General features: G+C 33.7%; 19 protein-coding genes. 6 read left to right on the top strand and 13 right to left on the bottom strand.

The window, feature by feature from the left end; translation table 11 throughout:
- Positions 1 to 267 precede the first annotated feature (267 nt).
- Positions 268 to 1,560 (top strand): methionine adenosyltransferase, encoded by a 1,293-nt coding sequence (gene metK / locus DFQ09_RS16240; RefSeq protein WP_115812220.1) that lies wholly within the window; start codon positions 268 to 270, stop codon positions 1,558 to 1,560.
- A 102-nt stretch (positions 1,561 to 1,662) separates the two neighbouring features.
- Here the strand turns inward: metK and DFQ09_RS16235 are convergent, their stop codons facing one another.
- A complete protein-coding gene (locus tag DFQ09_RS16235) occupies positions 1,663 to 2,595 on the bottom strand; it encodes a dihydrofolate reductase (protein ID WP_115812218.1) in 933 nt (310 codons plus the stop codon).
- 312 nt (positions 2,596 to 2,907) lie between these two features.
- Here DFQ09_RS16235 and DFQ09_RS16230 point away from each other — a divergent pair, with 312 nt between their 5' ends.
- The gene (locus DFQ09_RS16230) at positions 2,908 to 3,204 is read left to right on the top strand and encodes an isoamylase early set domain-containing protein (RefSeq protein WP_115812216.1); all 297 of its coding nucleotides are present in this window, start codon (positions 2,908 to 2,910) and stop codon (positions 3,202 to 3,204) included.
- A 64-nt stretch (positions 3,205 to 3,268) separates the two neighbouring features.
- Here DFQ09_RS16230 and DFQ09_RS16225 read toward each other — a convergent pair whose 3' ends face one another.
- The 6 genes from DFQ09_RS16225 to DFQ09_RS16200 form a co-directional block, all read right to left on the bottom strand.
- A complete protein-coding gene (locus DFQ09_RS16225; protein WP_115812214.1) occupies positions 3,269 to 4,105 on the bottom strand; it encodes an energy transducer TonB in 837 nt (278 codons plus the stop codon).
- A gap of 9 nt (positions 4,106 to 4,114) precedes the next feature.
- The gene (locus DFQ09_RS16220) at positions 4,115 to 4,939 is read right to left on the bottom strand and encodes a thymidylate synthase (RefSeq protein ID WP_115812212.1); all 825 of its coding nucleotides are present in this window, start codon (positions 4,937 to 4,939) and stop codon (positions 4,115 to 4,117) included.
- A 156-nt stretch (positions 4,940 to 5,095) separates the two neighbouring features.
- The gene (locus tag DFQ09_RS16215) at positions 5,096 to 6,808 is read right to left on the bottom strand and encodes a NupC/NupG family nucleoside CNT transporter (protein ID WP_115812210.1); all 1,713 of its coding nucleotides are present in this window, start codon (positions 6,806 to 6,808) and stop codon (positions 5,096 to 5,098) included.
- A 16-nt stretch (positions 6,809 to 6,824) separates the two neighbouring features.
- Complete coding sequence (locus tag DFQ09_RS16210) at positions 6,825 to 7,442, bottom strand: bifunctional nuclease family protein (protein ID WP_115812208.1); 618 nt, start codon at positions 7,440 to 7,442, stop codon at positions 6,825 to 6,827.
- Between the two features lie 185 nt (positions 7,443 to 7,627).
- Entirely contained in the window at positions 7,628 to 8,590 is a 963-nt protein-coding gene (locus DFQ09_RS16205; RefSeq protein WP_115812206.1) for an electron transfer flavoprotein subunit alpha/FixB family protein, read from the bottom strand.
- An 82-nt stretch (positions 8,591 to 8,672) separates the two neighbouring features.
- Positions 8,673 to 9,419 (bottom strand): electron transfer flavoprotein subunit beta/FixA family protein, encoded by a 747-nt coding sequence (locus DFQ09_RS16200; RefSeq protein WP_115812204.1) that lies wholly within the window; start codon positions 9,417 to 9,419, stop codon positions 8,673 to 8,675.
- A 315-nt stretch (positions 9,420 to 9,734) separates the two neighbouring features.
- Between DFQ09_RS16200 and DFQ09_RS16195 the strand changes: the two genes are divergently transcribed.
- Entirely contained in the window at positions 9,735 to 10,712 is a 978-nt protein-coding gene (locus DFQ09_RS16195; protein ID WP_115812202.1) for a pyruvate dehydrogenase complex E1 component subunit beta, read from the top strand.
- A gap of 90 nt (positions 10,713 to 10,802) precedes the next feature.
- Positions 10,803 to 13,313: a DUF5686 and carboxypeptidase-like regulatory domain-containing protein gene (locus DFQ09_RS16190; RefSeq protein ID WP_115812200.1), complete on the top strand. Its 2,511-nt coding sequence runs from the start codon at positions 10,803 to 10,805 to the stop codon at positions 13,311 to 13,313.
- A gap of 59 nt (positions 13,314 to 13,372) precedes the next feature.
- Here DFQ09_RS16190 and cysM read toward each other — a convergent pair whose 3' ends face one another.
- On the bottom strand, positions 13,373 to 14,251 hold the full coding sequence (gene cysM, locus DFQ09_RS16185) for a cysteine synthase CysM (protein ID WP_115812198.1): 879 nt from the start codon (positions 14,249 to 14,251) through the stop codon (positions 13,373 to 13,375).
- 1 nt (position 14,252) lies between these two features.
- Positions 14,253 to 15,041 (bottom strand): serine O-acetyltransferase EpsC, encoded by a 789-nt coding sequence (gene epsC, locus DFQ09_RS16180; protein WP_115812196.1) that lies wholly within the window; start codon positions 15,039 to 15,041, stop codon positions 14,253 to 14,255.
- A gap of 240 nt (positions 15,042 to 15,281) precedes the next feature.
- Between epsC and DFQ09_RS16175 the strand changes: the two genes are divergently transcribed.
- Together DFQ09_RS16175 and DFQ09_RS16170 are read left to right on the top strand one after the other, a co-directional pair.
- Entirely contained in the window at positions 15,282 to 15,809 is a 528-nt protein-coding gene (locus tag DFQ09_RS16175; protein ID WP_020895505.1) for an inorganic diphosphatase, read from the top strand.
- 145 nt (positions 15,810 to 15,954) lie between these two features.
- Positions 15,955 to 18,375, top strand: coding sequence for a sodium-translocating pyrophosphatase (locus DFQ09_RS16170; RefSeq protein WP_115812194.1), 2,421 nt, complete (start codon positions 15,955 to 15,957; stop codon positions 18,373 to 18,375).
- 189 nt (positions 18,376 to 18,564) lie between these two features.
- Here DFQ09_RS16170 and DFQ09_RS16165 read toward each other — a convergent pair whose 3' ends face one another.
- From DFQ09_RS16165 to DFQ09_RS16150, 4 genes are all read right to left on the bottom strand, one after another.
- Positions 18,565 to 21,291: a TonB-dependent receptor gene (locus DFQ09_RS16165; RefSeq protein ID WP_115812192.1), complete on the bottom strand. Its 2,727-nt coding sequence runs from the start codon at positions 21,289 to 21,291 to the stop codon at positions 18,565 to 18,567.
- Between the two features lie 76 nt (positions 21,292 to 21,367).
- Complete coding sequence (locus tag DFQ09_RS16160; protein ID WP_115812190.1) at positions 21,368 to 22,240, bottom strand: GLPGLI family protein; 873 nt, start codon at positions 22,238 to 22,240, stop codon at positions 21,368 to 21,370.
- Positions 22,241 to 22,350: 110 nt separating this feature from the next.
- Positions 22,351 to 23,199, bottom strand: a complete 849-nt coding sequence (locus tag DFQ09_RS16155; RefSeq protein WP_115812188.1) for a GLPGLI family protein — start codon at positions 23,197 to 23,199, stop codon at positions 22,351 to 22,353.
- The gene (locus tag DFQ09_RS16150) at positions 23,199 to 23,591 is read right to left on the bottom strand and encodes a hypothetical protein (protein WP_115812186.1); all 393 of its coding nucleotides are present in this window, start codon (positions 23,589 to 23,591) and stop codon (positions 23,199 to 23,201) included. Before DFQ09_RS16150 ends, DFQ09_RS16155 begins: the two co-directional genes overlap by 1 nt.
- Between the last annotated feature and the right edge of the window lie 19 nt (positions 23,592 to 23,610).

The raw sequence follows: 23,610 nt of genomic DNA, 5'->3' as shown, positions 1-23,610 counted from the left end.
TAAACTTCGAATACTAAATTGTACTTCAGAATACATCAAAACCTAATAAATTCATAAAAAAAGGGAATTAAAATTTCATTCCATATAATTTTTCTACTTTTGTACCATCAAAAATTGAGAGGAAAAATTTGATCTGATTGCAACCTCTGACGCGGAATTTTATTCTGCTGAAACAAAAAATGCTAAAGCAGTAAGTTTTCTACTTCTCTAGCGACCAAGCAATCTGAAATTTTTCCGTAGATTTAATATAACCTAAACATAGGACATATGCCATATTTATTTACTTCAGAAAGTGTATCTGAAGGACACCCAGACAAAGTAGCAGATCAAATTAGTGATGCTCTAATCGATAACTTTTTAGCTTTTGATCCAGAATCGAAAGTTGCTTGCGAAACTTTAGTAACTACAGGACAAGTTGTTCTTGCTGGTGAAGTTAAATCTAACACGTATCTTGATGTACAGAAAATAGCAAGAGATACCATTAACAAAATAGGCTACACTAAAAGTGCTTATATGTTTGATGGCAATTCTTGTGGAGTATTTTCTGCCATACATGAGCAATCTGAAGAAATTAATCGTGGTGTAGATAGAGCCTCAAAAGAAGAGCAAGGTGCTGGTGACCAAGGTATGATGTTTGGTTATGCAACCAACGAAACCGAAAATTATATGCCTTTAGCTTTAGACTTATCTCACAGAATTCTAAAAGAATTAGCTGAGATACGTCGCGAGAATAAAGACATTAAATACTTAAGACCAGATTCTAAAAGTCAGGTTACCATAGAATATAGTGATGATAATGTACCACAGCGTATTGATGCTATCGTGGTATCGACACAGCATGATGATTTTGTATCACCTAAATCACAATCTAAAGCTGATATTGCAGCTGCAGATGATGAAATGTTAGCTAAAATCAGAAAAGAGATTATTGAAATCTTAATTCCTAGAGTTATTGCTAAGTTACCGGAGCATATTCAAGACTTATTTAATGATGATATTACTTATCACATTAACCCAACAGGGAAATTTGTAATTGGTGGACCTCATGGTGATACTGGCTTAACAGGTCGTAAAATTATTGTGGATACTTACGGAGGAAAAGGTGCACATGGTGGAGGAGCTTTCTCTGGAAAAGATCCAAGTAAAGTAGATAGAAGTGCGGCTTACGCAACAAGACATATTGCTAAGAACTTAGTTGCTGCGGGTTTATGTGACCAAATTTTAGTGCAAGTTTCTTATGCTATTGGTGTTGCTAAACCAATGGGTATTTTTGTTGATACTTATGGTACTTGTCATTTTAATTTAACAGATGGTGAGATTGCAAAAACCGTTGAAAACCTATTTGATATGCGACCAGCTTTTATTGAAGAACGTTTAAAATTACGTCAACCAATGTATAGCGAAACTGCGGCTTATGGTCACATGGGAAGACAGAACGAAGTGGTTACTAAATCATTTGAGCAACCGAATGGTGAACCTATTACATTAAACGTAGAGTTATTTACTTGGGAAAAGTTAGACTATGTTGATAAGGTAAAAGCTGCTTTTGAAATAGTTTAGATTTTAGATCATTATAATATATAATAAAACACCCTAACTTAATTTTAAGTTAGGGTGTTTTATTATAAGCAGTTCTTAAAATTAAGTCAATATTTTAAATTTTTATTTTCTTAAATACGTAATAAATGAAAACGCATACGCATGCTTTTCATCAGCATCATGCGTTGTTCTATTTACTTCTTGCCATTTGGTCTCATCTATTTCCGGGAAAAACGTGTCCGCATTTTCAAACTCAGCATGTACGCGTGTTATTTCGAGCTTATCCACTAAAGGCATGGATTGCTTATAGATTTCACCTCCTCCAATAATAAATGGTTGTTTATCTGATCTCGCTGCGTCTAAAGCATCATGAAGTGAATTAACAACAATAACATCACTGGGAACTTTATAGCCGTCTTGCCTTGTAATAACAATATGAGTACGGTTTGGTAACGGTTTCGGGAAGCTTTCAAACGTTTTACGTCCCATAATAATATGATGACCGTTAGTTAAGGATTTAAAATGTTTAAGATCGTCACTTAGGTGCCAAATTAAATCGTTGTCTTTCCCAATAGCATTATCTTCACCTGCAGCCACAATAATGGTTAACTCAGAAGTCTTTTTTTTTTGTAGTGTGGTTTCTTTTTTACTCGTTTCTGTATACGCTTGCGTCTGAGCAATTTTAGTCTCCTCTTTAACAAGGTTCTGTTTTAACTTATCTATGCGTGCTTGTTGTTGATTTACTAGCTTTTCAAGTTGTTGCTTTTCCCAGTCTTTACCCATAAATTTATTGATAATAAAAACACTTACAAAGTGATAAATAAATAGAAAAAACCATGCTAAAATCGCGTATACAAACCAATCAATACCAGCAGGTTTAAAAGTTTCTCCAATTTTTAAAACGGTATTTGCTAAAATTAAAAAGACGGCACCAATTAAAAAGATGACGAAATGAACATACAATCGCTTCTTTTGCTTGATGCGTTTTTGAGCATTTTCAATGAGCTCTAATTGATCTTTATCTATGGTTGTAACTTGTTTTTTTTTGCCGAACATAATCGTAATTTAATAAGATAAAGATACTTTATTTTCACTAAATCGATTGGGAGATTTTAGCCGTTTTCTACTTTTTTCTTTTCGAAAACGATATCACTGAAAATCAATACAATATGAATAAGTTCTTTTGTTATTAATCTATTAAAATAAGCATAGAAATTTTACGTAGAATATGATTAATTGAATCCAATATTATTAAATCCATAAATCTTTAGTTTTTAGACAATTAAACATTTACAAGTACTGTATTCTTTTCTATTTTTGTTTTATAATTAATTCTATTATTAAAATTTATTATTAAAATTTATTATTATGGCAATAAAAAAACAGTATTTAAAGTCTAAACCTGTTTGTAAAGTAACATTTTCTGTTCCTGCAAAAGAGGCAAAAAATGTAGCAGTTGTTGGAAGCTTTAACGAGTGGAATACTGAAGCTACTGAATTAAAAAAACAAAAGAACGGAACTTTTAAAGGCACTTTAGATTTAGCTAAAGGTACAACTTATGAGTTTAGATACTTGGTTGATGGTGCGTACATCAATGATGATCAAGCAGATTCTTATGCATTCAACGCATTTGCAGGAGAAGAAAATTGTGTAATCAATTTATAGGTTTTTTCTATAAAATAAAAACATTTTAAAAGCGTCTCGATTTAGTTCGAGGTGCTTTTTTTGTTTACCCTAACAACCTAATATTCACTAAAGCACTAAAACGTGTCTCAACAGGTTTTCCATCGCTCGATCCTGGTGCTTTAAATTTTGGCATTCGTTTTATAAGCTGAATCACATCTACAGCAATAGCTTTATGGTGTGCCTTAACATTAATTTGCTCGGTTCTCCCCTTTTTATTAATCACAAACTCTACAAAAAATTTAGTGGTTAAATCCGTTGGAAAGGCCTTATCTGCGAGTTCATAATTAAAACTCACTTTAAGATAATCTATAATTTTATCTGAAGTACATTGTTTAGTCTGCTCAAAACTTAACTCTTCACTACAGCCTCTATACACCGGATAGGTTACATCTGTTATTTGATCATTTTTATTACTTACAATCGCGATTATAGGAAAAGAGAAAGGTACTTCAATCGGTTCACCCCTAAAATAACCAGGTGATGCGAACTTTGGCAGTAATTTTAAAACACGTAATGCTTCATTTTCCAAATATTTATCTGGGCCTTCTGCTGTGCCATCAACAATATTGGCTTGTTCATCAACGTTAAATGCAACTAATATTCTAACTTTTCCTGAAGGGACTTTAGAATCGTCTGGTAGTATTGTGTTGAAATTTTCTTTAAAAAACTCACCTAACTTTTGATTTAAACATTCCTTTTTTTCAGAATATGTCTTACTATTTTCACACCCTTTATATATAGGAACATCTTCAACAATATTAAAGCTTTTTATATCATTTGTAGCCGCTATAGAATCTAATTCAGACTGTTTAGGCACCTCTTCTTGAGCACATAATAACAAACTACCTAGAAATATAATAAAAGTAAAAAAGTATTTCATGTACTAAACTTATATTGCCACTTTACCTTTAATATGTGGATGTGGGTTGTAATCTACCAATGTAAAATCTTCAAATTTAAAGTCGAAAATATCTTTTACTTCTGGATTTAATATCATTTTAGGCAACGGTCTAATCTCTCTCGACAATTGCAATTCTAGTTGCTCCTTATGATTATTATAAATATGAGCATCACCAAACGTATGGATAAAATCACCTGCTTCATAGCCACAAACCTGAGCCATCATCATAGTAAATAAGGCGTAAGATGCAATATTAAACGGCACGCCTAAAAACGTATCTGCACTTCGCTGGTAGAGTTGACAAGATAATTTTCCATCAGCTACATAAAATTGAAAAAAGGCATGGCAAGGAGGCAAAGCCGCTTTTCCATTAGCTACGTTTTCTGAAAAAGATTTAGACGTATCTGGTAACACTGACGGATTCCAAGCCGAAACTAACATTCTACGGCTATTTGGATTATTCTTTAAAGTTGTAATGACTTCTTTAATCTGATCGATTTCTTCACTAGCCCAATTTCGCCATTGATGACCATAAACGGGTCCAAGGTCCCCATTTTCATCCGCCCATTCATTCCATATTTTTACACCATTTTCAGTAAGATAATCGATATTAGTATCGCCTTTTAAGAACCAAAGCAATTCATATATTATAGATTTTAAATGTAACTTTTTGGTCGTTACCATTGGAAATCCTTCACTTAAATCGAAACGCATTTGGTAACCAAAAACACTTTTTGTTCCAGTACCAGTACGATCTCCTTTTTCGTTGCCTTCTGCTAAAATATGCTTTACTAAATCGTGATATTGTTTCATAACATTTCCCACGAAAGTGGGAATCTCTTTTAATTAAACTTTACTGTAATTCTAAATTACTGATTAGATTATCAGCAATACGAAAATAAGAAAAAAAGCACCAAATGTGATATCTGATGCTTTAGTATATGTGAAATATTATTTTTTATAATTCTGTTACCCAATAATCATTCCCGCAATAGTCGCAGAAATTAAAGAAGCAATTGTTCCACCGATTAAAGCTTTCATTCCAAATTTAGACAATTGTGTACGCTGTCCTGGTGCTAAAGAACCAATACCTCCAATTTGAATACCTATAGATGCGAAGTTGGCAAAACCACATAACATATAAGTGGCCATAATAATAGACTTTTCATACGTAAGATGGGTTGCGTTCGCTGCATTTTTTAAATCAGCCAATTGTATATAACCGATAAACTCACTTGCCGCTAGTTTAATTCCAAGCAACTGTCCCATCAAAGCCATATCTTCAGACGCCACACCTATAAGCCACATTAATGGGGCAAATAAATACCCTAAAAGAAATTCTAATGATAAACTGTCGTATGGCGTATTACCTGCTATAATTTCATTTAGAGACGTAAAATGCCAATCTATATTTAAGGCCGTAATGGTAAGACCATCAAATCCCGCAAGACCTCCAAGAATTCCATTTATCATAGCAATAAAAGCAACGAATACTAATAACATTGCACCAACATTAACCGCTAATCGTAAACCTTCCGTTGTTCCGTTAGCTATAGCTTCTAAAATATTAGAACCTATCTTTTCTTGTGATACGGTAACGTCTGTATTGACGTCTTCTGTTTGAGGGAATAATATTTTTGAAATGACTATCGCTCCTGGCGCTGCCATTACTGAGGCTGCCAATAAATGCTTCGCATAAAATAATTGTAACGCTTCATCTTCACCTCCTAAAAAGCCAATATAAGCGGCTAAAACAGCACCTGCAACGGTTGCCATTCCACCAATCATAACTAACAGAATTTCGGACTTATTCATTTTCTCCAAATACGCCTTAATCAATAAAGGTGCTTCCGTTTGACCTAAGAAAATATTACCTGCAACACTTAAACTTTCTGGACCAGAAATTCCAAGAACCTTAGATAATAACCATCCCATACCTTTTACAACTTTCTGTATGAGCCCTAAATAGAATAGAACAGAGGTTAAAGCTGAGAAGAATATAATGGTTGGTAATACTTGAAACGCAAAAATAAACCCGAAAGAGTTGATATCTAACATCCCTCCAAATAGAAATTCACTACCTGCTTGGGTAAATCCAAGAATAGCAATAAAACCTTGCCCTATATATTCAAAAACTGTCTTTACAAAATCTACTTTTAAAACTCCAATTGCTATAACTAGTTGAAACACTAATCCGATACCGACAGTTTTCCAATTAATAGCTTTACGGTTACTACTGAACAGAAAAGCAATGAAAATCAAAGTTACCATTCCTAAGATCCCTCTCCATAAACTGGTAAATGAAAACCCTTGATTGGGTATTATTTCACCTAGAGTAACTTCGGGGCTCGCAATAATTTCTTCTTTTTTAGACACTAAATTGAAACGCATCTCTTTACCAGAGAAAACTAATGTAGAATCTGTTAGTTCTGATATTTTATATCTTTTAATTGAGTTTAATGAATCGTTGTGATAAAGTACCAATAAGTTATTTTGGTACATATAATCACCTTTAAGACTGTTTACTGAATTTGAAGAAAAATTAAATTCTCCGTCCTTAAACTCTAAAGTAGAGTAACTACTTTCGGGAGCTTTAGACTCCCATGTCTTCTCAAGTTCCTGAGCCGTTATTGATGAAAACCCAATAAAAATAGCCAGAAAAGCCTTGAAAAACTGATTCATAAAAGAGGGGTATTAGTTAGCGTTTAGAAATTTCGTCTCTTACTTTGGCTGCCTTTTCATAATCTTCATTATTAACAGCCTCATTTAAGAGTTCATTGAGTTCTTCGAGAGATTTATTTTTATACCCTTCTTGCTCTGCAGATGCAGCCTCAATTTCTTCAACAATAAGGTCATCAACAAGAATACTATCTTGCTCTTCATCATCTTCCTTTTTAGGATTGACTTTAAGATAGATTCCTGCTTTATCTAAAATATTTTTATAAGTAAAAATTGGAGCTTGAAAACGTAGCGCTAATGCAATTGCATCGCTGGTTCTAGCGTCTATAATTTCTTCAATTTTATCGCGTTCACATATTAAGCTTGAGTAGAACACACCATCAACCAACTTATGAATAATCACTTGCTTGACAACAATATCGAAACGATCTGCGAAGTTTTTAAATAAATCGTGAGTTAAGGGACGTGGAGGTCGGATTTCTTTTTCTAATGCAATAGCAATAGACTGCGCCTCAAAAGCACCAATTACTATTGGTAGTTTCCGATCACCATCTACTTCATTAAGTATTAAAGCGTAAGCACCATTTTGGGTTTGACTGTAAGAGATGCCTTTGATATTTAAACGAACTAAACTCATAATTTATAAAACACAAAGAACTGTTTAAATTTGGACTTTACCAACTGCATTGTGCAGATTTGGTTAATTTCCTCTATACTTTCGATAAAACGCAAGTGAATAAGAGGAATCTAAATTTAAACAGTCCTTATTAATACCACATCCTTTTTTTATGAATTGGTATTCAATATTACAAGGTAATAAAATTATGCGTTTGCAGCTTTAAAAGCCTTTAATTTTTCTATTAATTTAGGCACAACTTCAAATGCATCTCCTACAATTCCATAGTCTGCAGCCTTAAAGAAAGGCGCTTCCGGATCTGTATTTATTACCACTTTTACTTTTGAAGAGTTAATACCAGCCAAATGCTGAATCGCTCCAGAAATACCAATAGCAATATAAAGGTTAGATGCAACAGGTTTTCCTGTTTGACCCACGTGTTCTCCATGTGGTCTCCATCCTAAATCTGATACAGGTTTAGAACATGCCGTTGCTGCTCCTAAAACTTCTGCAAGTTCTTCAATCATTCCCCAGTTTTCCGGACCTTTTAATCCTCTACCACCAGAAACAACGATTTCCGCATCTGCAATACTTACTTTATCTGTTGCTTTATCTACAGACTCAACTTTTACCCCAGATTCTGGAATTGAAGGTGAAAAATCTTCTATTGACGCATTGCCGCCCGACTCTACCAATCCGAATGAATTATTAGATAAACCAACAATTTTTACATCCGTAGCTATTTCTGTATTAGCAAATGCTTTATTTGTAAATGCCGAATGTTTTACTGTAAACGGCGATACGTTAGATGGTGCTGCAACCACATTAGACACATAACCAGCATCTAAACCTACTGCTAACAATGGTGCTAAATATTTACTATTGGCGCTTGCACTAACGACAACCACTTTTGATCCTTCATTTTTTGCAGCATCTTCTAAGATACCTGCATATTTTTTAGCGTTAAATGCTTTTAAAGATTCGTCTTTTACCAAAAGCACTTTAGAGGCTCCGTAGTTACCAAGCTCTTCTGCATTATCCGCATTAATAGCCACAGCAGTTACTGAAGTTCCCATTTGGTCTGCAACCGCTTTAGCATAAGACACAACTTCTAAAGCCGCCTTTTTAAATTTTCCGTTTTCGGATTCTGTATATACTAGAATTGACATAATATTTTTTAAAATTTAAAATTTCAAGCACCAAATCCCAAAGACTGAGCGATTGGATTTTGGAATTTGAGATTTGGTTTTTTTATATAACTTTAGCTTCGTTATGAAGTAAGTTTACTAATTCGTCTATATTATCGGCATCAACCAATTTAACGGCACCTTTAGGAGCTGGTTTTTCAAAACTCACTGCCTTAGTTTCTGCATTAACATCTGTAGGCTCTACAACCGTTAACGGTTTTTTACGCGCCATCATAATACCTCTCATATTAGGAATACGAAGATCACTTTCTTCAACTAATCCTTTTTGACCACCAATAACTAAAGGTAATGAGGTACTAACCGTTTCTTTACCTCCATCAATTTCCCTAACAGCTTTTGCGTTGGTTCCATCAACTTCTAAATTAATACAATTAGCAACAAAATTTGCACCAATCATTCCTGCTAACATACCAGGAACCATGGCTCCATTATAATCAATAGATTCTCTACCTGCAATAACTAAATCGTAACCACCATCATTAACAACTTTGGCTAATTGTCTTGCAACCGCATAACCGTCAGTGGCTGGTGTATTTACTCTAATCGCTGAATCTGCTCCTATAGCTAGAGCTTTTCTTAAAGTTGGCTCAGTTTCTGCTCCTCCAACATTAACAACATCTACACTTGCACCTTGTTTTTCTTTAAACCACATAGCGCGTGTAAGACCAAACTCATCATTAGGATTAATAACATACTGAACACCGTTAGTGTCAAACTTTGTATCTCCATCTGTAAAATTAATCTTCGATGTGGTATCAGGTACATGACTAATACATACTAATATCTTCATATAAAATAATTTATTTTAAACGTCTTATTCTTGAGTACGAAGATAAAAATAATAATTTGAATTTTACTATGCATGCATAGTAAATATTTGAAAAATTCATTTTTTCTGTATTAAACTATTGATTTTTCAAAAATTTGAAGATTTTTTGCTGATTCTATTACAATTTAATCTTTCTACATTTTAAATGTCTTAGTTAAAAATCAAATAAATCAGAAAAAACATAAAGCTTCAAAATATTTTCTTTTTTCACCTTAAATTTAATGTCATTATATAGTCTAGAATTATTATTTTTGTTTTTCGAATAAAAATTAGAAAATGAAGACAATTCAATTTAGAGAAGCTATTTGTGAAGCCATGAGCGAGGAAATGCGCAGAGATGAAAGTGTTTATCTTATGGGTGAAGAAGTAGCAGAATATAATGGTGCATACAAGGCATCTAAAGGTATGTTAGATGAATTTGGCGCTAAGCGCGTTATTGACACTCCTATTGCAGAACTTGGTTTTGCTGGTATTGCTATTGGATCTACCATGACAGGAAACCGTCCTATTGTAGAATACATGACGTTTAACTTCTCTCTGGTTGGTATTGACCAAATTATAAATAATGCGGCTAAAATTAGACAAATGTCTGGTGGGCAATTTAAATGCCCAATCGTGTTTAGAGGCCCAACAGCTTCTGCTGGTCAATTAGGAGCAACACACTCACAAGCTTTTGAAAACTGGTTTGCTAACACTCCAGGACTTAAAGTTGTTGTACCTTCAAATCCTTATGATGCTAAAGGTTTATTAAAATCTGCGATTAGAGATGACGATCCCGTTATTTTTATGGAAAGCGAGCAAATGTATGGTGATAAAGGCGAAGTACCAGAAGGAGAATATGTAGTTCCTATTGGAGTTGCTGAAATTAAGCGTGAAGGAACAGATGTTACTATCGTATCTTTTGGTAAAATCATCAAAGAAGCCTATAAAGCTGCTGACGAATTAGAAAAAGAAGGTATTTCTTGTGAGATCATCGATTTAAGAACTGTTCGTCCTATGGATAGAGCTGCAATTTTAAAATCGGTAAAGAAAACCAATCGTTTAGTTGTTTTAGAAGAAGCATGGCCTTTTGGAAATGTTGCCACTGAAATTACGTACTTAGTACAATCTGAAGCATTTGATTATTTAGATGCTCCAATAATTAAAATAAATACGGCAGATACTCCTGCTCCTTATTCACCTGTATTATTAGCAGAATGGCTACCAAATAGCGATGATGTTGTTAAAGCAGTAAAAAAAGTGATGTACAAATAAATAAAAAGCAAATATCTGCGTTTAGTAAACTTCATTCGTAACCCTCTAACTTATGTTTAGCACGGTTGTTGATGAAGTTTATTTTTTAATATGAAACTAAAACTACTTATCCCATTTATTGTTCTTGGAATTTTTTCTGCTATGGCTCAGACCAAAGTTAGCGGTCACGTTTTTGATGAAAACAACGTACCAATTCCATTTGCCAATGTATTATTTAAAGGTTCTACAGAAGGTACGATTACCAATGAAGACGGTAAATTCTATTTAGAATCCGATAACAGTTGGGATAACTTAATCGTTTCTTTTATTGGTTTTGAAATCCTAGAAGTGCCCCTCACTAAACCCGTTAGTTACGATTTAAAATTCATTCTTAAGGAGGAAGCCTCATCGCTAGATGAAGTACTTATTGTTACAGGAAAGCAATCCAAAAAAGCATCGGAGAATCCAGCAATTAGAATTCTTAAAAAGATATGGGAACGCAAACGCCAAAATGGCTTAAGTCAGTTTAAGCAATACGAGTACGACCAGTACGAAAAAGTAGAATTTGACCTCAACACTATTGATAGTGCTCTAATAAAAAGTAAGCTTTTTAAGGGTATGGAATTCGTTTTTAATGAAGTTGATACCTCTAATGTTACAGGAAAAACCTACTTACCTATTTTCTTAAATGAATCTGTAAAGAAAATATCGGGAGATAATATCCTTAACAAGGAACATGAAGATTTAAAAGGTAATAAAAACTCAGGGTTCAGCAATAACCAAACTATTATAGATTTTATAGACGACCTCTATTCTGAATATAATGTTTATAATAATTACTTAAAATTTTTCGATAAAAGCTTTGTAAGTCCATTAAGCAGAACAGGAGTTCAAACTTATAACTACGTATTATCCGATAGTGCTTTTATAGACAACAAATGGTGCTACAACATTATTTATTACCCTAGACGAAAAAACGAATTGACTTTTAAAGGTGATTTCTGGGTGAATGATTCTACATATGCTATTAAAGAAATTAATCTTCAAGCCTCAAAAAGCGCTAATATCAACTGGGTTAAGGAAATTTATATAGAACAAGAGTTTGAAGTATTAAACGATTCTGTATTTCTTATAAAACGCGATTATTTCCTTTCGGATTTCGCCATGAATAAAAAGGAAATGTCTAGAGGTGTTTATGGAAAACGAACAACTATCTATGACAATTATAAATTTGATGAACCTAAAGATCCTAAGTTTTATGATAAGGTTGTTTATAATTACGATGAAGATGTATACAACCGAGAGGATGATTTTTGGCAAAATAACAGACTTGAAGCTTTAAGTAAAGATGAAAAAGGGGTTTACAAAATGTTGGACACCCTTAAAACGGTTAAAAAATTTAAACGTATTTATAATTTAGCGAGCATTCTTGGATCGGGTTATATAGAATTTCCGAGTTTAAATCTCGATTACGGTCCTATTTTTTCAACCTTTGGTTATAACGAGGTTGAAGGTGTGCGATTACGAACAGGAGGAAGAACTTACTTTGGCCCTAACGATTTATGGCGAATTGAAGGTTTCCTAGCTTATGGTTTTAACGATGATAAATTTAAATACGGAATTTCTGGGAAGTGGTTATTAGACAAACGCAGTCGTTTAACTATTTTTGGAGGTAATAGGCGCGATATTGAACAAATTGGAGCAAGCTTAACGAGTTCTTCAGATGTTTTAGGTCGTAGTTTAGCATCATCAGCCGTCATTGGCACCGGAACAAATGATAAGCTTTCAAATATTAATTTGACTAATTTTGGAGCCTCTATAGAGCCTTCTCGAAATTTTGAAGTACGTATAGACGGTAGCTTCCGTACTATAAGTTCAGCCTCATCAACATTTAGTTTAGATTACAATGACCCTGAAGCTTTATCTGGAGTCTCTTCTGAAATAAAACAATTTGAATCTCGTCTATCACTAGGCTATTTCCCAAAACGTCAAATGACAGGTTTTGGAGTAGAGCGTAAAAATAAGAATGATAATTTCGCCAGACTTTTTGCACAGGTGAGTCGTGGAGATCGTAATTGGTTTGATAGTGACTTTGACTATACCAAAGTTCAGTTTTCATATATACAACCATGGCAAGTTGGTGGTTTTGGTAGATTAGTTACCTCTGTAGAATTAGGTAAAACATTTGGAGAAGTGCCTTTAGGATTGTTGAGTGTTGTTCCTGGTAATCAATCCTATTTTTCAATATACAATACGTTTACACAATTAGATTATTACGAATTTGTTACAGATACATATAGCTCTGTTCATTTAGAGCACAATTTTAATGGTCGTATTTTTTCTCGTATTCCCTTCTTAAAAAAATATAACTTAAGAGCTATTTTAGGGTTACGCGGTGTTTGGGGAGAACTCTCTGATGAAAATATGGCTTTAAACAGTACAGGTAACCTAATGGAAATTCCCTTAGTAGCCCCAGATACGCGCATGTATTACGAATACAGTTTTGGCGTGGCCAATATCTTTAAAGTATTGCGTTTAGACTTCAACTTTAGAGGAAATTATTTAGACCGACCAGACGCAAGACCCTTTGGTATTACTGGTAGTTTCGGGTTTTATTTCTAAAACAAAAGGATTTACTAAACGCAAATCCTTTTGTTTTTTTTAGAAAATGTGTTCAAAATTTATTCAAATAAATCCGAAGACAAATAACGATCTCCTCTATCACAAATAATACAAACTACGATTCCGCTCTCTAATCCGTCTACTAATTTTAGAGCTGCAGCTGTAGCACCTCCACTGCTCATGCCTGCGAGTATACCTTCTTCTTTGGCTAATCGTCGTGTCATTGCTATAGCTTCATCTTTACTGACTTCAATAGTTTTATCTACTTTAGACGCATCAAATATTTTTGGTAAATATTCTATGGGCCATTTTCTAATCCCAGGTATTTTAGAGCCATCCGTTGGCTGCACACCTACAACTTTTATCTCAGTATTTTGCTCTTTTAAAAATGTAGAGGTTCCCATTATGGTTCCTGTAGTTCCCATTGAAGATACAAAATGCGTAATAGTACCTTCGGTATCTCTCCAAATTTCAGGACCTGTGGTTTTGTAATGCGCTTTCCAGTTATCATCATTTTCAAATTGATTGAATGACAAATAACCTTCATTTTCAACCTTATTTATAGCATAGTCTCTCGCTCCTTCAATACCATCAGGATGCAATATAACTGTTGCACCATAAGCGCGCATCGTTTGTACACGTTCTTTAGTGGCTGTATCTGGCATTACAAGTTCTATATTCAACTTATAAATGCTCGCAATCATAGCTAAGGCAATTCCTGTGTTACCACTAGTAGCTTCAATTAATTTTGATGATGTATCAATTTGTTTAGAGTCTAGAGCACTTTTAATCATATTGTAAGCGGCTCTATCCTTTACGCTACCTCCTGGATTATTTCCTTCGAGTTTAAAATACAAACTCACATTAGGATTGCTATTTAATGCTATTGATTTAACTAAAGGAGTATTTCCAATGCGATCTATTAAGGTCTTATTCATATTACTTTTTTAATTTTGAAAAAATTTCAACCTGATGTTTATGAGTTACTACAGAGTTTTCAGGAACAGACTCTGTTAACCACGTGTTACCACCAATCACACTATTTTTTCCAATAATAGTATTACCTCCCAAAATTGTTGCATTAGCATATATGGTGACATTTTGCTCAATAGTTGGATGACGCTTCGTATTTTGATGCTGCTTTTTAACCGTTAGAGCACCTAAAGTTACACCTTGATACACCTTAACGTTATTATGTATTTCTGTAGTTTCTCCAATAACCACTCCGGTACCATGATCTATAAAAAAAGAGTCACCAATAGTGGCACCAGGATGTATATCTATCCCAGTAATAGAATGGGCATACTCGGTCATTAACCTTGGTATTAATGGCAGATTCAATTTAAAAAAGACTCTTGCCATTCTATAAATTGAAATTGCAAAGAACCCTGGATAAGCTAAATATATTTCTTCTATGGATTTCGATGCTGGGTCATTGTTAAAAATCGCTTCAGCATCCTTTTTTAAACTGCAATATAAATCGGGAATGTTTTCTTTAAAATCACTCCAAAGTTTACAAGGCTTATTCTTAATATCCGGACATGCCCTATTTCTAATCGCAATAAACAATATTTCCAATTGTTGCAATGCCAATTCGGCATCCGTATCACAATCATAAAACGCCTTAAAAAGCAGTTTTGTGAACCGTTGCGACTCTTCTTTTAAAGTCATCGAAACCTTAATTATTTCCTTGTGCTCATTTATGACCTTTACTACGTTCAAATTCATACTTAAATAACTCTTTTAAAAGACGTATAATTATAGTATCCATTACAGACTGAACGAATTTAGTGAAACAAATTGAACAAGAAAAGAAGACTGTCTAAATTGATAACAATTCAATAAACCACTATACAAATAATTAATTGTCTAACTCGTACAATATATTATCTTTGCGGAACTTAAATTTTAACAGAGAATATAATAATGGTTCTAAGTAAATTAGAACTCCCAAATACAAATTAAAACATGTCAGAATCAGAAGAATTAACTTTCGATGTACTAATTGAAATACCTAAAGGAAGTCGTAATAAATATGAATACGATTTCACATTACACAAAATAAGATTTGACCGCATGCTTTTTTCATCTATGATGTATCCAGGTGATTATGGCTTTATTCCAGAAACTTTAGCTTTAGATAGTGATCCTTTAGACGTTTTAGTATTAGGACACCAACCTACATACCCAATGGTAGTTATGGAAGTAAGACCTATTGGTGTTTTCCATATGACAGATGAAAAAGGACCAGATGAAAAAATTATCTGTGTACCTGTTTCAGATCCTATCTGGAGTAACAATAGAGATATAAGTGATTTAAATCCTCACAGACTTAAAGAAATTGAGCACTTTTTCCGTGTATACAAAGATTTAGAGAAAAAGAAAGTTGATGTTGGTGGATGGGGAGATGCTGAAGAAGCTGTGAAAATTTATCACGAATGTATTCAACGTTACGATGAAAGTGAACATAAAAAGAAACGCACTTTTACGATTTAACAGCCTTATTCAGGAATCTAAAGTTTTTAAGTAAAAAACTATTAAAAAAGCAATATCATTCAAATGATATTGCTTTTTTCGTAAAAATATGATTCATTTTACTACATTTACCTAGCTAATAACTAACTAAATTAAATATTATAATATGGAGTCAATGATGATTTATATGCCAATAGCTTTGGCACTTTTGGGCTTAATTTACATGCTAATAAAGCAATCTTGGGTTATGAAACAAGATGCTGGAGATGGCAAAATGAAAGAAATTTCAGATCATATATACGAAGGAGCCCTCGCCTTCTTAAATGCCGAGTATAAACTACTCGCTATTTTTGTAATTATTGTAAGTATACTTCTTGCTATTGTTACATTTATAGTACCAACAACACATTGGCTTATCGTAATTGCTTTTATTTTCGGTGCTGTATTTTCTGCATTCGCAGGAAACATTGGAATGAAAATAGCGACTAAAACAAATGTTAGAACAACACAAGCCGCTAAAACCAGTTTACCAAACGCACTAAAAGTATCTTTTGGTGGTGGAACTGTAATGGGATTAGGAGTGGCTGGTCTTGCCGTTTTAGGATTAACAGCATTCTTTATATTCTTCTTTTGGTTCTTTATGGGAAGCGAATGGACTAACACAATGGATATGACCATCGTATTAGAAACACTAGCTGGTTTCTCTCTTGGTGCTGAATCTATCGCATTATTCGCAAGAGTAGGTGGTGGTATCTATACTAAAGCTGCCGATGTTGGTGCCGATTTAGTTGGTAAGGTTGAAGCTGGTATTCCAGAAGATGATCCTCGTAATCCTGCTACAATTGCAGATAACGTTGGTGATAACGTAGGTGATGTTGCTGGTATGGGAGCCGATTTATTTGGTTCTTATGTAGCGACGGTTTTAGCTGCAATGGTTCTTGGTAACTATGTGATTAAAGATATGGGTGGCTCAATCTCTGATGCATTTGGAGGTATTGGACCAATCCTTTTACCAATGTCAATTGCTGGTGTAGGAATTATTATTTCTATCATCGGAACCATGTTGGTGAAAATAAAAAGTAATGACGCTAAAGAAGCTCAAGTTATGGGAGCTTTAAATATTGGTAACTGGACGTCAATTATTTTAGTAGCTGCTGCATGTTTCGGATTAGTAACTTGTATGTTACCAGAAACGATGCAAATGAATTTCTTCGGGGAAGGCTTACAAGAGATTTCTTCAATGCGCGTATTCTATGCAACCTTAGTTGGTTTAATAGTAGGTGCTGTTATTTCTTCAGTAACTGAATACTATACAGGATTAGGTAAAAAACCAATTTTAAATATTGTACAACAATCAAGCACTGGAGCTGGAACAAACATTATTGCAGGTTTAGCGACCGGTATGATTTCTACCTTCCCTTCCGTATTATTATTTGCTGGAGCTATTTGGGCATCGTATGCATTTGCAGGATTCTATGGAGTTGCCTTAGCGGCTTCTGCAATGATGGCAACAACCGCTATGCAATTAGCAATTGATGCTTTTGGACCAATATCTGATAATGCAGGTGGTATTGCTGAAATGAGTGAGCAAGAACCTATCGTTAGAGAACGTACAGACATATTAGATTCTGTTGGTAATACAACAGCTGCAACAGGAAAAGGCTTTGCTATCGCTTCTGCAGCATTAACGTCATTAGCTTTATTTGCTGCCTATGTAACATTTACAGGAATTGATGGAATTAATATCTTTAAAGCACCAGTATTAGCGATGTTATTTGTTGGTGGTATGGTACCAGTAGTATTCTCTGCTTTAGCAATGAATGCTGTAGGAAAAGCAGCTATGGAAATGGTTGAGGAAGTACGTCGTCAGTTTAGAGAGATTCCAGGTATTATGGAAGGTACAGGAAAACCAGAATACGATAAGTGTGTCGCTATTTCTACAAAAGCATCTTTAAAAGAAATGATGTTACCTGGCTTATTAACTATAGGTTTCCCATTAGCAATTGCATTTATTCCAATGATTTTTGGAATGGATCCTTTAGCGATTGCTGAAATGTTAGGTGGTTATATGGCTGGTGTTACAGTTTCAGGGGTGCTTTGGGCGATCTTCCAAAACAATGCTGGTGGAGCTTGGGATAATGCTAAAAAATCTTTTGAAGCTGGAGTTGAAATTAATGGTGAAATGACATACAAAGGTTCTGAAGCTCACAAAGCTGCAGTAACTGGAGATACCGTTGGAGATCCTTTTAAAGATACCTCTGGCCCTTCAATGAACATCTTAATTAAGTTAACCTGTTTAATCGGTTTAGTCATTGCGCCTATTTTAGGTGGTCATGCTGATGAAACTGGTTTAGCAAATAATGACACAAACGTTTCTATTGAAATGACTGTTGACTCTAAAGATTTAGCTAAAGCAACTGTTAATTATTCCACAATTAAAGAAGGAAAGAAAACATCTGAAGTTATTATTTTCGAAGGCACACAGGTCGAAGTTGAAAAAGAATTAAATGCATTTGAAGCATCGCTTACAAACGAGGCTGGTGACGTTATAAAAGTTATTGAAAAAATAGATATTTCTAAAAGTTAAATTTTAGAAATAGACGTATTTAAAAACCCTCAACATGATTAAAAATGTTGAGGGTTTTATTTTTTTAGATACATAGATCATATAGAAAGAATCTAAAATTCTGAGAGACCACTTGGGGTCTCAATACATAAACAAAAAAGCCTCACATTTTGTTTTAAAATGTGAGGCTTTTATTATTACAATTATATTCTATAAGGTGTAAGTCAACCTAAATGTAATCAATCTTGGTAGAATAAATGTTTCTGAGCTATATACAGAAATATTATTAGACCCATTATTAACTTCAGAATCTATATTCAATAAGTTGGTGGCTCTAAGTTGGTATTCCCATTTAGCATCTTGATCTTTTCTATACGCTAAACTCCCATTCCATGTTTGATACGATTGTGTATCACTAACATTACTACTTTGACTTGTGTATGAGTAATCCGTTCTAAACGTTAAAGCCTTCCAGATGTAAGCATCAAATTCTACAGAAGGAGCATTAGTGGTAAACTGCGTATCATTGTCTCCTTGCTTTGTATCTGAAACGCTATATCTATACTTTAAAGTTACGTTTGGCGCCTCTCTAAAGTTAGTACTTAATTCTGGCGTATATGTCTGAGAAAACGTCTCATTTACAGATCTAACATCTTGTACAAATTGATTACTCTTGCTATAATTAAGACCAACACGCATACTGGCCCTTAACTTACCAAAAGTACGTTGTATACGACCACTCGCCGACACACTCTCATCCGCAAAATTTGAATTGAAATACGTATTGGTTCTGATCACATTATCAAAATTAGTAAGTGATCTTATTTGATCGATATTCTTGTTATAATTAATAAACGCAAATATATTAGTGTAATTAAACAAGTTAAAACTAAAGTAACGTAAGTTTAAGTTATGCGATAATGAATTCTGTAAGTTTGGTTCACCATATTGCACACTGTTATAATTATTTAAAACCAAACCTTCAGCTAAACTAGTAACATCCGTAAATGAGTTTTGCATGTTATAACGGAACGTTAAACTCTCGCTCTTTTTAAATTGAATTTGCGTTTCAAAATCTGGTAATATTCTAAAGAAGTTGTCTTCATAAGTTTCACCAAACTGTGTGTTTTTGTTGCCGTAAGCGTGAACTGAGAACCCAGGTGTAATTGTAAATTTCCCTGTTTTCAATCTGTAATGAAATCCAAGATAAATATCGCTAAAATTATATTCTGTATCGTTTTCATTTCTTAGCAAGTCACCTTCTTTATTAGTTAAGTTTGCTGTAGGGTCAAAAAATGAGCCATCATCTAAAAACTGAAAAATGTTAGAGTTGAACTTCTGATTACTCAAAATAGTACCTAAGGTAAAATTGATATTACTCTTAGAATTTAAGATATTATAATAATCTAATTTAGCATCTAACTGGTTAGATTTAATACGACGCTCTTGATTAAGATCATAATTAGCCTGACTTGTATTTAAACCTAAACTGGTTGCTGTAGTTTCAAAAGCACCTTCATCTTTTAATCCAATTACATTGTAAAAAGGATCTTCATCTTTAATTAAATGCTGCGCTTCAAAAGCAAAAATATTCTTCTCATTTAGCGTGTAATAATAATTCACATTTTGATTAATACTAAATGGTTTTGCTTCATTCAACTCATTGGTATTTCCAACTACAGTAGAAAATTCATTTTGCATTTCAGAATCGCTAGAAATACGACCCAAAACATCATAGTTTAATTGGTTATTAGCATTTGGCTTATAACTCGCACTTAATTTTGCTAAACCTTGGTTGGTAGCTTCTCTTCCTGTTTGTACTGTTTCTTCATCAGGAATTCCTAATTCTGGATTTGTATAACGTACAAAGCTTTCTTGTCTCGTTTTTAAACGGTTTGCATTATAAATTAAAAATCCACTAAGATCTAAGGCTTCGTTTGGAGAATAACTAAAGTTCATAGCTCCTAATTTAGATTCTATCGTTTGTGCATCTCCAAGATTTGTTAAGCCACTTAATCCATTATCTCCAAGGTTAATACTTGTTCCACTACTAGAACTCGGACTTCTAAAACCACCACCGAAATTACGAATATCACGGCCTGTTAATGCGACTTCTCCTATATTATTGATATCACCAATAACATTAATACTGTATTTAGGACTGTAGTAAAATAGTTTTGGCTGTACGAGATACAAATTATCATTTGGCGATGGAGCAACACCTCCACCGGCTGTAACATCTCCAAACCAGAAATTTTCTTTTCCTTCTTTCAATTTAATATTAATAGCAACGTTGTCTTGGTTATTTTGAACGCCACTTAATTGACCTACCTCAGCGTAATTACGTAAGACTTGAATTTTATCTACCGCATTTGAAGGAATATTTTTAGTAGCTAGTTTTGAGTCTCCATCAAAGAAATCTTTACCATTTACCATCAGTTTGGTGACCTCTTTACCTTCAACTTCAATTTTTCCTTCAGCTGTAATTTCTACACCAGGTAATTTTTTTAAGACGTCTTCAAGCTTCCGCTCTGTACCATTTTTAAAGGAATCTGCATTATAAATTAAGGTATCTCCTTTAATTGTTACAGGCATATCATACGTCAACTCAACAGCATCGAGCATATTATCAGAATACAAATTAAAGTTTTTTGTAAGATCAACTTCTTTTGTTTCTACAGTTTCATCCACCGATTTTAAACCGATATAACTCACTTGAATATTGTACATTCCATTTTTACCCAGTGAAATCACATATTTCCCACTAGCATCAGTAATGGCATAAGATTCTAATGTATTAGATTCTTTATTAATGGCAATAATATTGGCCAATTCTAAAGGAGAGCCGATGCTATCTTTTACAATACCTGTCAATTTAATTTGAGCAAAAGAACTCATAACTACTAAAGTAAATAGTAGCGCTAAAATATTTTTCATATAAATAATGTCTTTGGTTGGTAAGTGAGAACGTAGTTTATACGCTTTGCCTCATTAGAGTTTAATTATAATATGCTTAGTTTCTTCCGCGTCCGCCGCCTCTACCGTTACGTCCACCATACATTTCGCGCATTTCTTCCATTTTCTTTGTAGTGATATCAGTGTACTCTGCTTGTGTAACTTCTTGTCCTTTTTTAGGCTTATCAATAGACTCCTTTTCTTTTGGGTTTAATACAATCTTAGTACAAAGTATGGTTGTACGATCTGCATTTATTTCTAATATTAATCCTGGTAAACCCCAGTAATCATCTGGACCTTGGTTTACAGGAATCTGTGGAGTGTACCAAGCTACAACTTCAATTGTTTTTGGTGCCTTAGGCTCATTTGAGTCTATAGAATCTTTAGCTTTTTCTTCGTTATTTTGATTTCTCCCTCTTGATCCTCTAAAACTACTAAAGTCAACCCCACTAGGAACGACAGTTGCTGTAGCTTTAAAACAGGTATATTGACCAATTAGTTTGGTTTCCGTACCCATTTTCCATTCTAAATCTTTTAATTCATCTTTAACTAAAAACTGCTTCCCAAAAAACTCCTGATCTTGGATAACTTCTTTTGTTTGAACATTTTTATATTTTGGACCTCCGGTTAAACTTGCACCAAAGCCACCTCTTCGACCGCTTCCACCTGGTGCTGCTAACTTTTCTTCTTCTTTATAAATAGACTCAGATTTTGTAAACGTTAGCGTATACTCCTTCTCTAAAAAGCTCTTCATACGTTCTTCAAATTGCTTTTTTCGCTCTGCACTCATGTCTTGTCCTCCAAATTGATCGAGATCCATAGTGGTTTTAGATATGTAATATGCTTTGCCTTGAAAATCTTGAGCAAACAAATTAGAACTGGCGAAAAGCACAGTTAAGAGGAATGCAATTTTTAATGGTAATTTCTTCATTTTTAATAGTCTAGTTAAATTTAATAACAAATTATGTTAATCTTACTTCCATAAGACTCTACAAATGAAGAAAAGTTAAGTTTAGGTTTGTTAAATTTATGTTAAGAGAATTAACCACCTATAGAAATATGAATCGCACCGTCTTTAGACCCTCTGCTTGGCGCATAACGCTCCATCATTTCTTTGGTTTTCTTATCCATAATATCATCATACTCTTTTTGGGTCACTTCTTTTCCTTTCGTTGGTTCTTCAATCTCAATTTTATCTTTTGGGTTGATGACAATTTTACTACAGATCACCGTTAGCTTCCCATCGTGTATTTCTAAAATCAAACCAGGAAGTCCTTGGTATTTTGCAGGCCCATTACTAACAGGAATTTGAGGAGTATACCAAGCTGTAATTGTACGTTCGGTCATTTCTGGTTCTTTTTCCTCTTCATTGTCATCATCTATACTTGAAATGTTACTAAAATTCATATTAACTTTAGGCACTTGTTCAGTATACGTTGCTTTGAAGCACATGTATTCCCCAATATGTTTGGTATCGGATTCTAGCTTCCATTCGATTGGGGAAATAGAATCTTTAATTAAGAATTTCTTACCCATTGTTTCCTTGTGATCTACATAGTTATGATCCTTTATATTTTTATAAAACACATCTGACCCACTATTGCCAAAAGACATTTGAATGCCTCCTCCAACTTGTGGTTTATCTAATTCTGCTTCCTGTTTATATAAAGATGACGATTTATCGAAAGTTAAAGTATACGTTTTCTGAAACTGCTTTTTCATCATTTCCATCATTTGCTTTTGCATTGCATCGTTCATTTTGGTACTATCCATTTTAATATCAAAATCGCGATGGGTTCTATAAGTGGCAATACCTTGGAAATCTTGTGCATTAATAGATGAAACGACTCCTATTAATATCAAAATTAGAATTCTAGTAATTGTTGTCATTATGTTCTATTTTTTAAATTATAAAATTTCAATGCTGTAGCTTTCATTTTTTCAATATTCTTTAGAAATTTCGTTTTTTCATTTGCCCTTCCTGTAACAGTATAAGTCATGTTTCCTTCTAAATTATCCTTAGCCTCTGAAAAGCTACAGTTTAAGGTTAAACTCAACTCTTCATTGTTATCCATCATTTCTAATAACTCATCTAAATCTTCCGCTTTAAAAGTGGATTCTAGTTCTTCAAGAGAATCAATTGTAACCTCAATACTAAACGCATCAATTTTTACTGATTTGTCTTCAACTTTAGACTGACTAAATCCAACAACAGAAATTAACAACACTAAACAAGTGAGCACTTTTTTTAGACTAAAACAGTCACGCATCTTTGATTTCATTTTTTATGGTTTTATAATT

This window comes from Winogradskyella pacifica (assembly GCF_003386275.1).
GTDB lineage: Bacteria > Bacteroidota > Bacteroidia > Flavobacteriales > Flavobacteriaceae > Winogradskyella > Winogradskyella pacifica.
Note: the sequence above shows the minus strand (reverse complement) of the source record. Positions and strands in the feature narration are given on the sequence as shown.

Bases quoted from the DNA above. Each gene is read 5' to 3' on its own strand.
- metK (WP_115812220.1), top strand. From the start codon at position 268: ATGCCATATTTATTTACTTCAGAAAGTGTATCTGAAGGACACCCAGAC.
- DFQ09_RS16235 (WP_115812218.1), bottom strand. From the start codon at position 2,595: ATGTTCGGCAAAAAAAAACAAGTTACAACCATAGATAAAGATCAATTA.
- DFQ09_RS16230 (WP_115812216.1), top strand. From the start codon at position 2,908: ATGGCAATAAAAAAACAGTATTTAAAGTCTAAACCTGTTTGTAAAGTA.
- DFQ09_RS16225 (WP_115812214.1), bottom strand. From the start codon at position 4,105: ATGAAATACTTTTTTACTTTTATTATATTTCTAGGTAGTTTGTTATTA.
- DFQ09_RS16220 (WP_115812212.1), bottom strand. From the start codon at position 4,939: ATGAAACAATATCACGATTTAGTAAAGCATATTTTAGCAGAAGGCAAC.
- DFQ09_RS16215 (WP_115812210.1), bottom strand. From the start codon at position 6,808: ATGAATCAGTTTTTCAAGGCTTTTCTGGCTATTTTTATTGGGTTTTCA.
- DFQ09_RS16210 (WP_115812208.1), bottom strand. From the start codon at position 7,442: ATGAGTTTAGTTCGTTTAAATATCAAAGGCATCTCTTACAGTCAAACC.
- DFQ09_RS16205 (WP_115812206.1), bottom strand. From the start codon at position 8,590: ATGTCAATTCTAGTATATACAGAATCCGAAAACGGAAAATTTAAAAAG.
- DFQ09_RS16200 (WP_115812204.1), bottom strand. From the start codon at position 9,419: ATGAAGATATTAGTATGTATTAGTCATGTACCTGATACCACATCGAAG.
- DFQ09_RS16195 (WP_115812202.1), top strand. From the start codon at position 9,735: ATGAAGACAATTCAATTTAGAGAAGCTATTTGTGAAGCCATGAGCGAG.
- DFQ09_RS16190 (WP_115812200.1), top strand. From the start codon at position 10,803: ATGAAACTAAAACTACTTATCCCATTTATTGTTCTTGGAATTTTTTCT.
- cysM (WP_115812198.1), bottom strand. From the start codon at position 14,251: ATGAATAAGACCTTAATAGATCGCATTGGAAATACTCCTTTAGTTAAA.
- epsC (WP_115812196.1), bottom strand. From the start codon at position 15,041: ATGAATTTGAACGTAGTAAAGGTCATAAATGAGCACAAGGAAATAATT.
- DFQ09_RS16175 (WP_020895505.1), top strand. From the start codon at position 15,282: ATGTCAGAATCAGAAGAATTAACTTTCGATGTACTAATTGAAATACCT.
- DFQ09_RS16170 (WP_115812194.1), top strand. From the start codon at position 15,955: ATGGAGTCAATGATGATTTATATGCCAATAGCTTTGGCACTTTTGGGC.
- DFQ09_RS16165 (WP_115812192.1), bottom strand. From the start codon at position 21,291: ATGAAAAATATTTTAGCGCTACTATTTACTTTAGTAGTTATGAGTTCT.
- DFQ09_RS16160 (WP_115812190.1), bottom strand. From the start codon at position 22,240: ATGAAGAAATTACCATTAAAAATTGCATTCCTCTTAACTGTGCTTTTC.
- DFQ09_RS16155 (WP_115812188.1), bottom strand. From the start codon at position 23,199: ATGACAACAATTACTAGAATTCTAATTTTGATATTAATAGGAGTCGTT.
- DFQ09_RS16150 (WP_115812186.1), bottom strand. From the start codon at position 23,591: ATGAAATCAAAGATGCGTGACTGTTTTAGTCTAAAAAAAGTGCTCACT.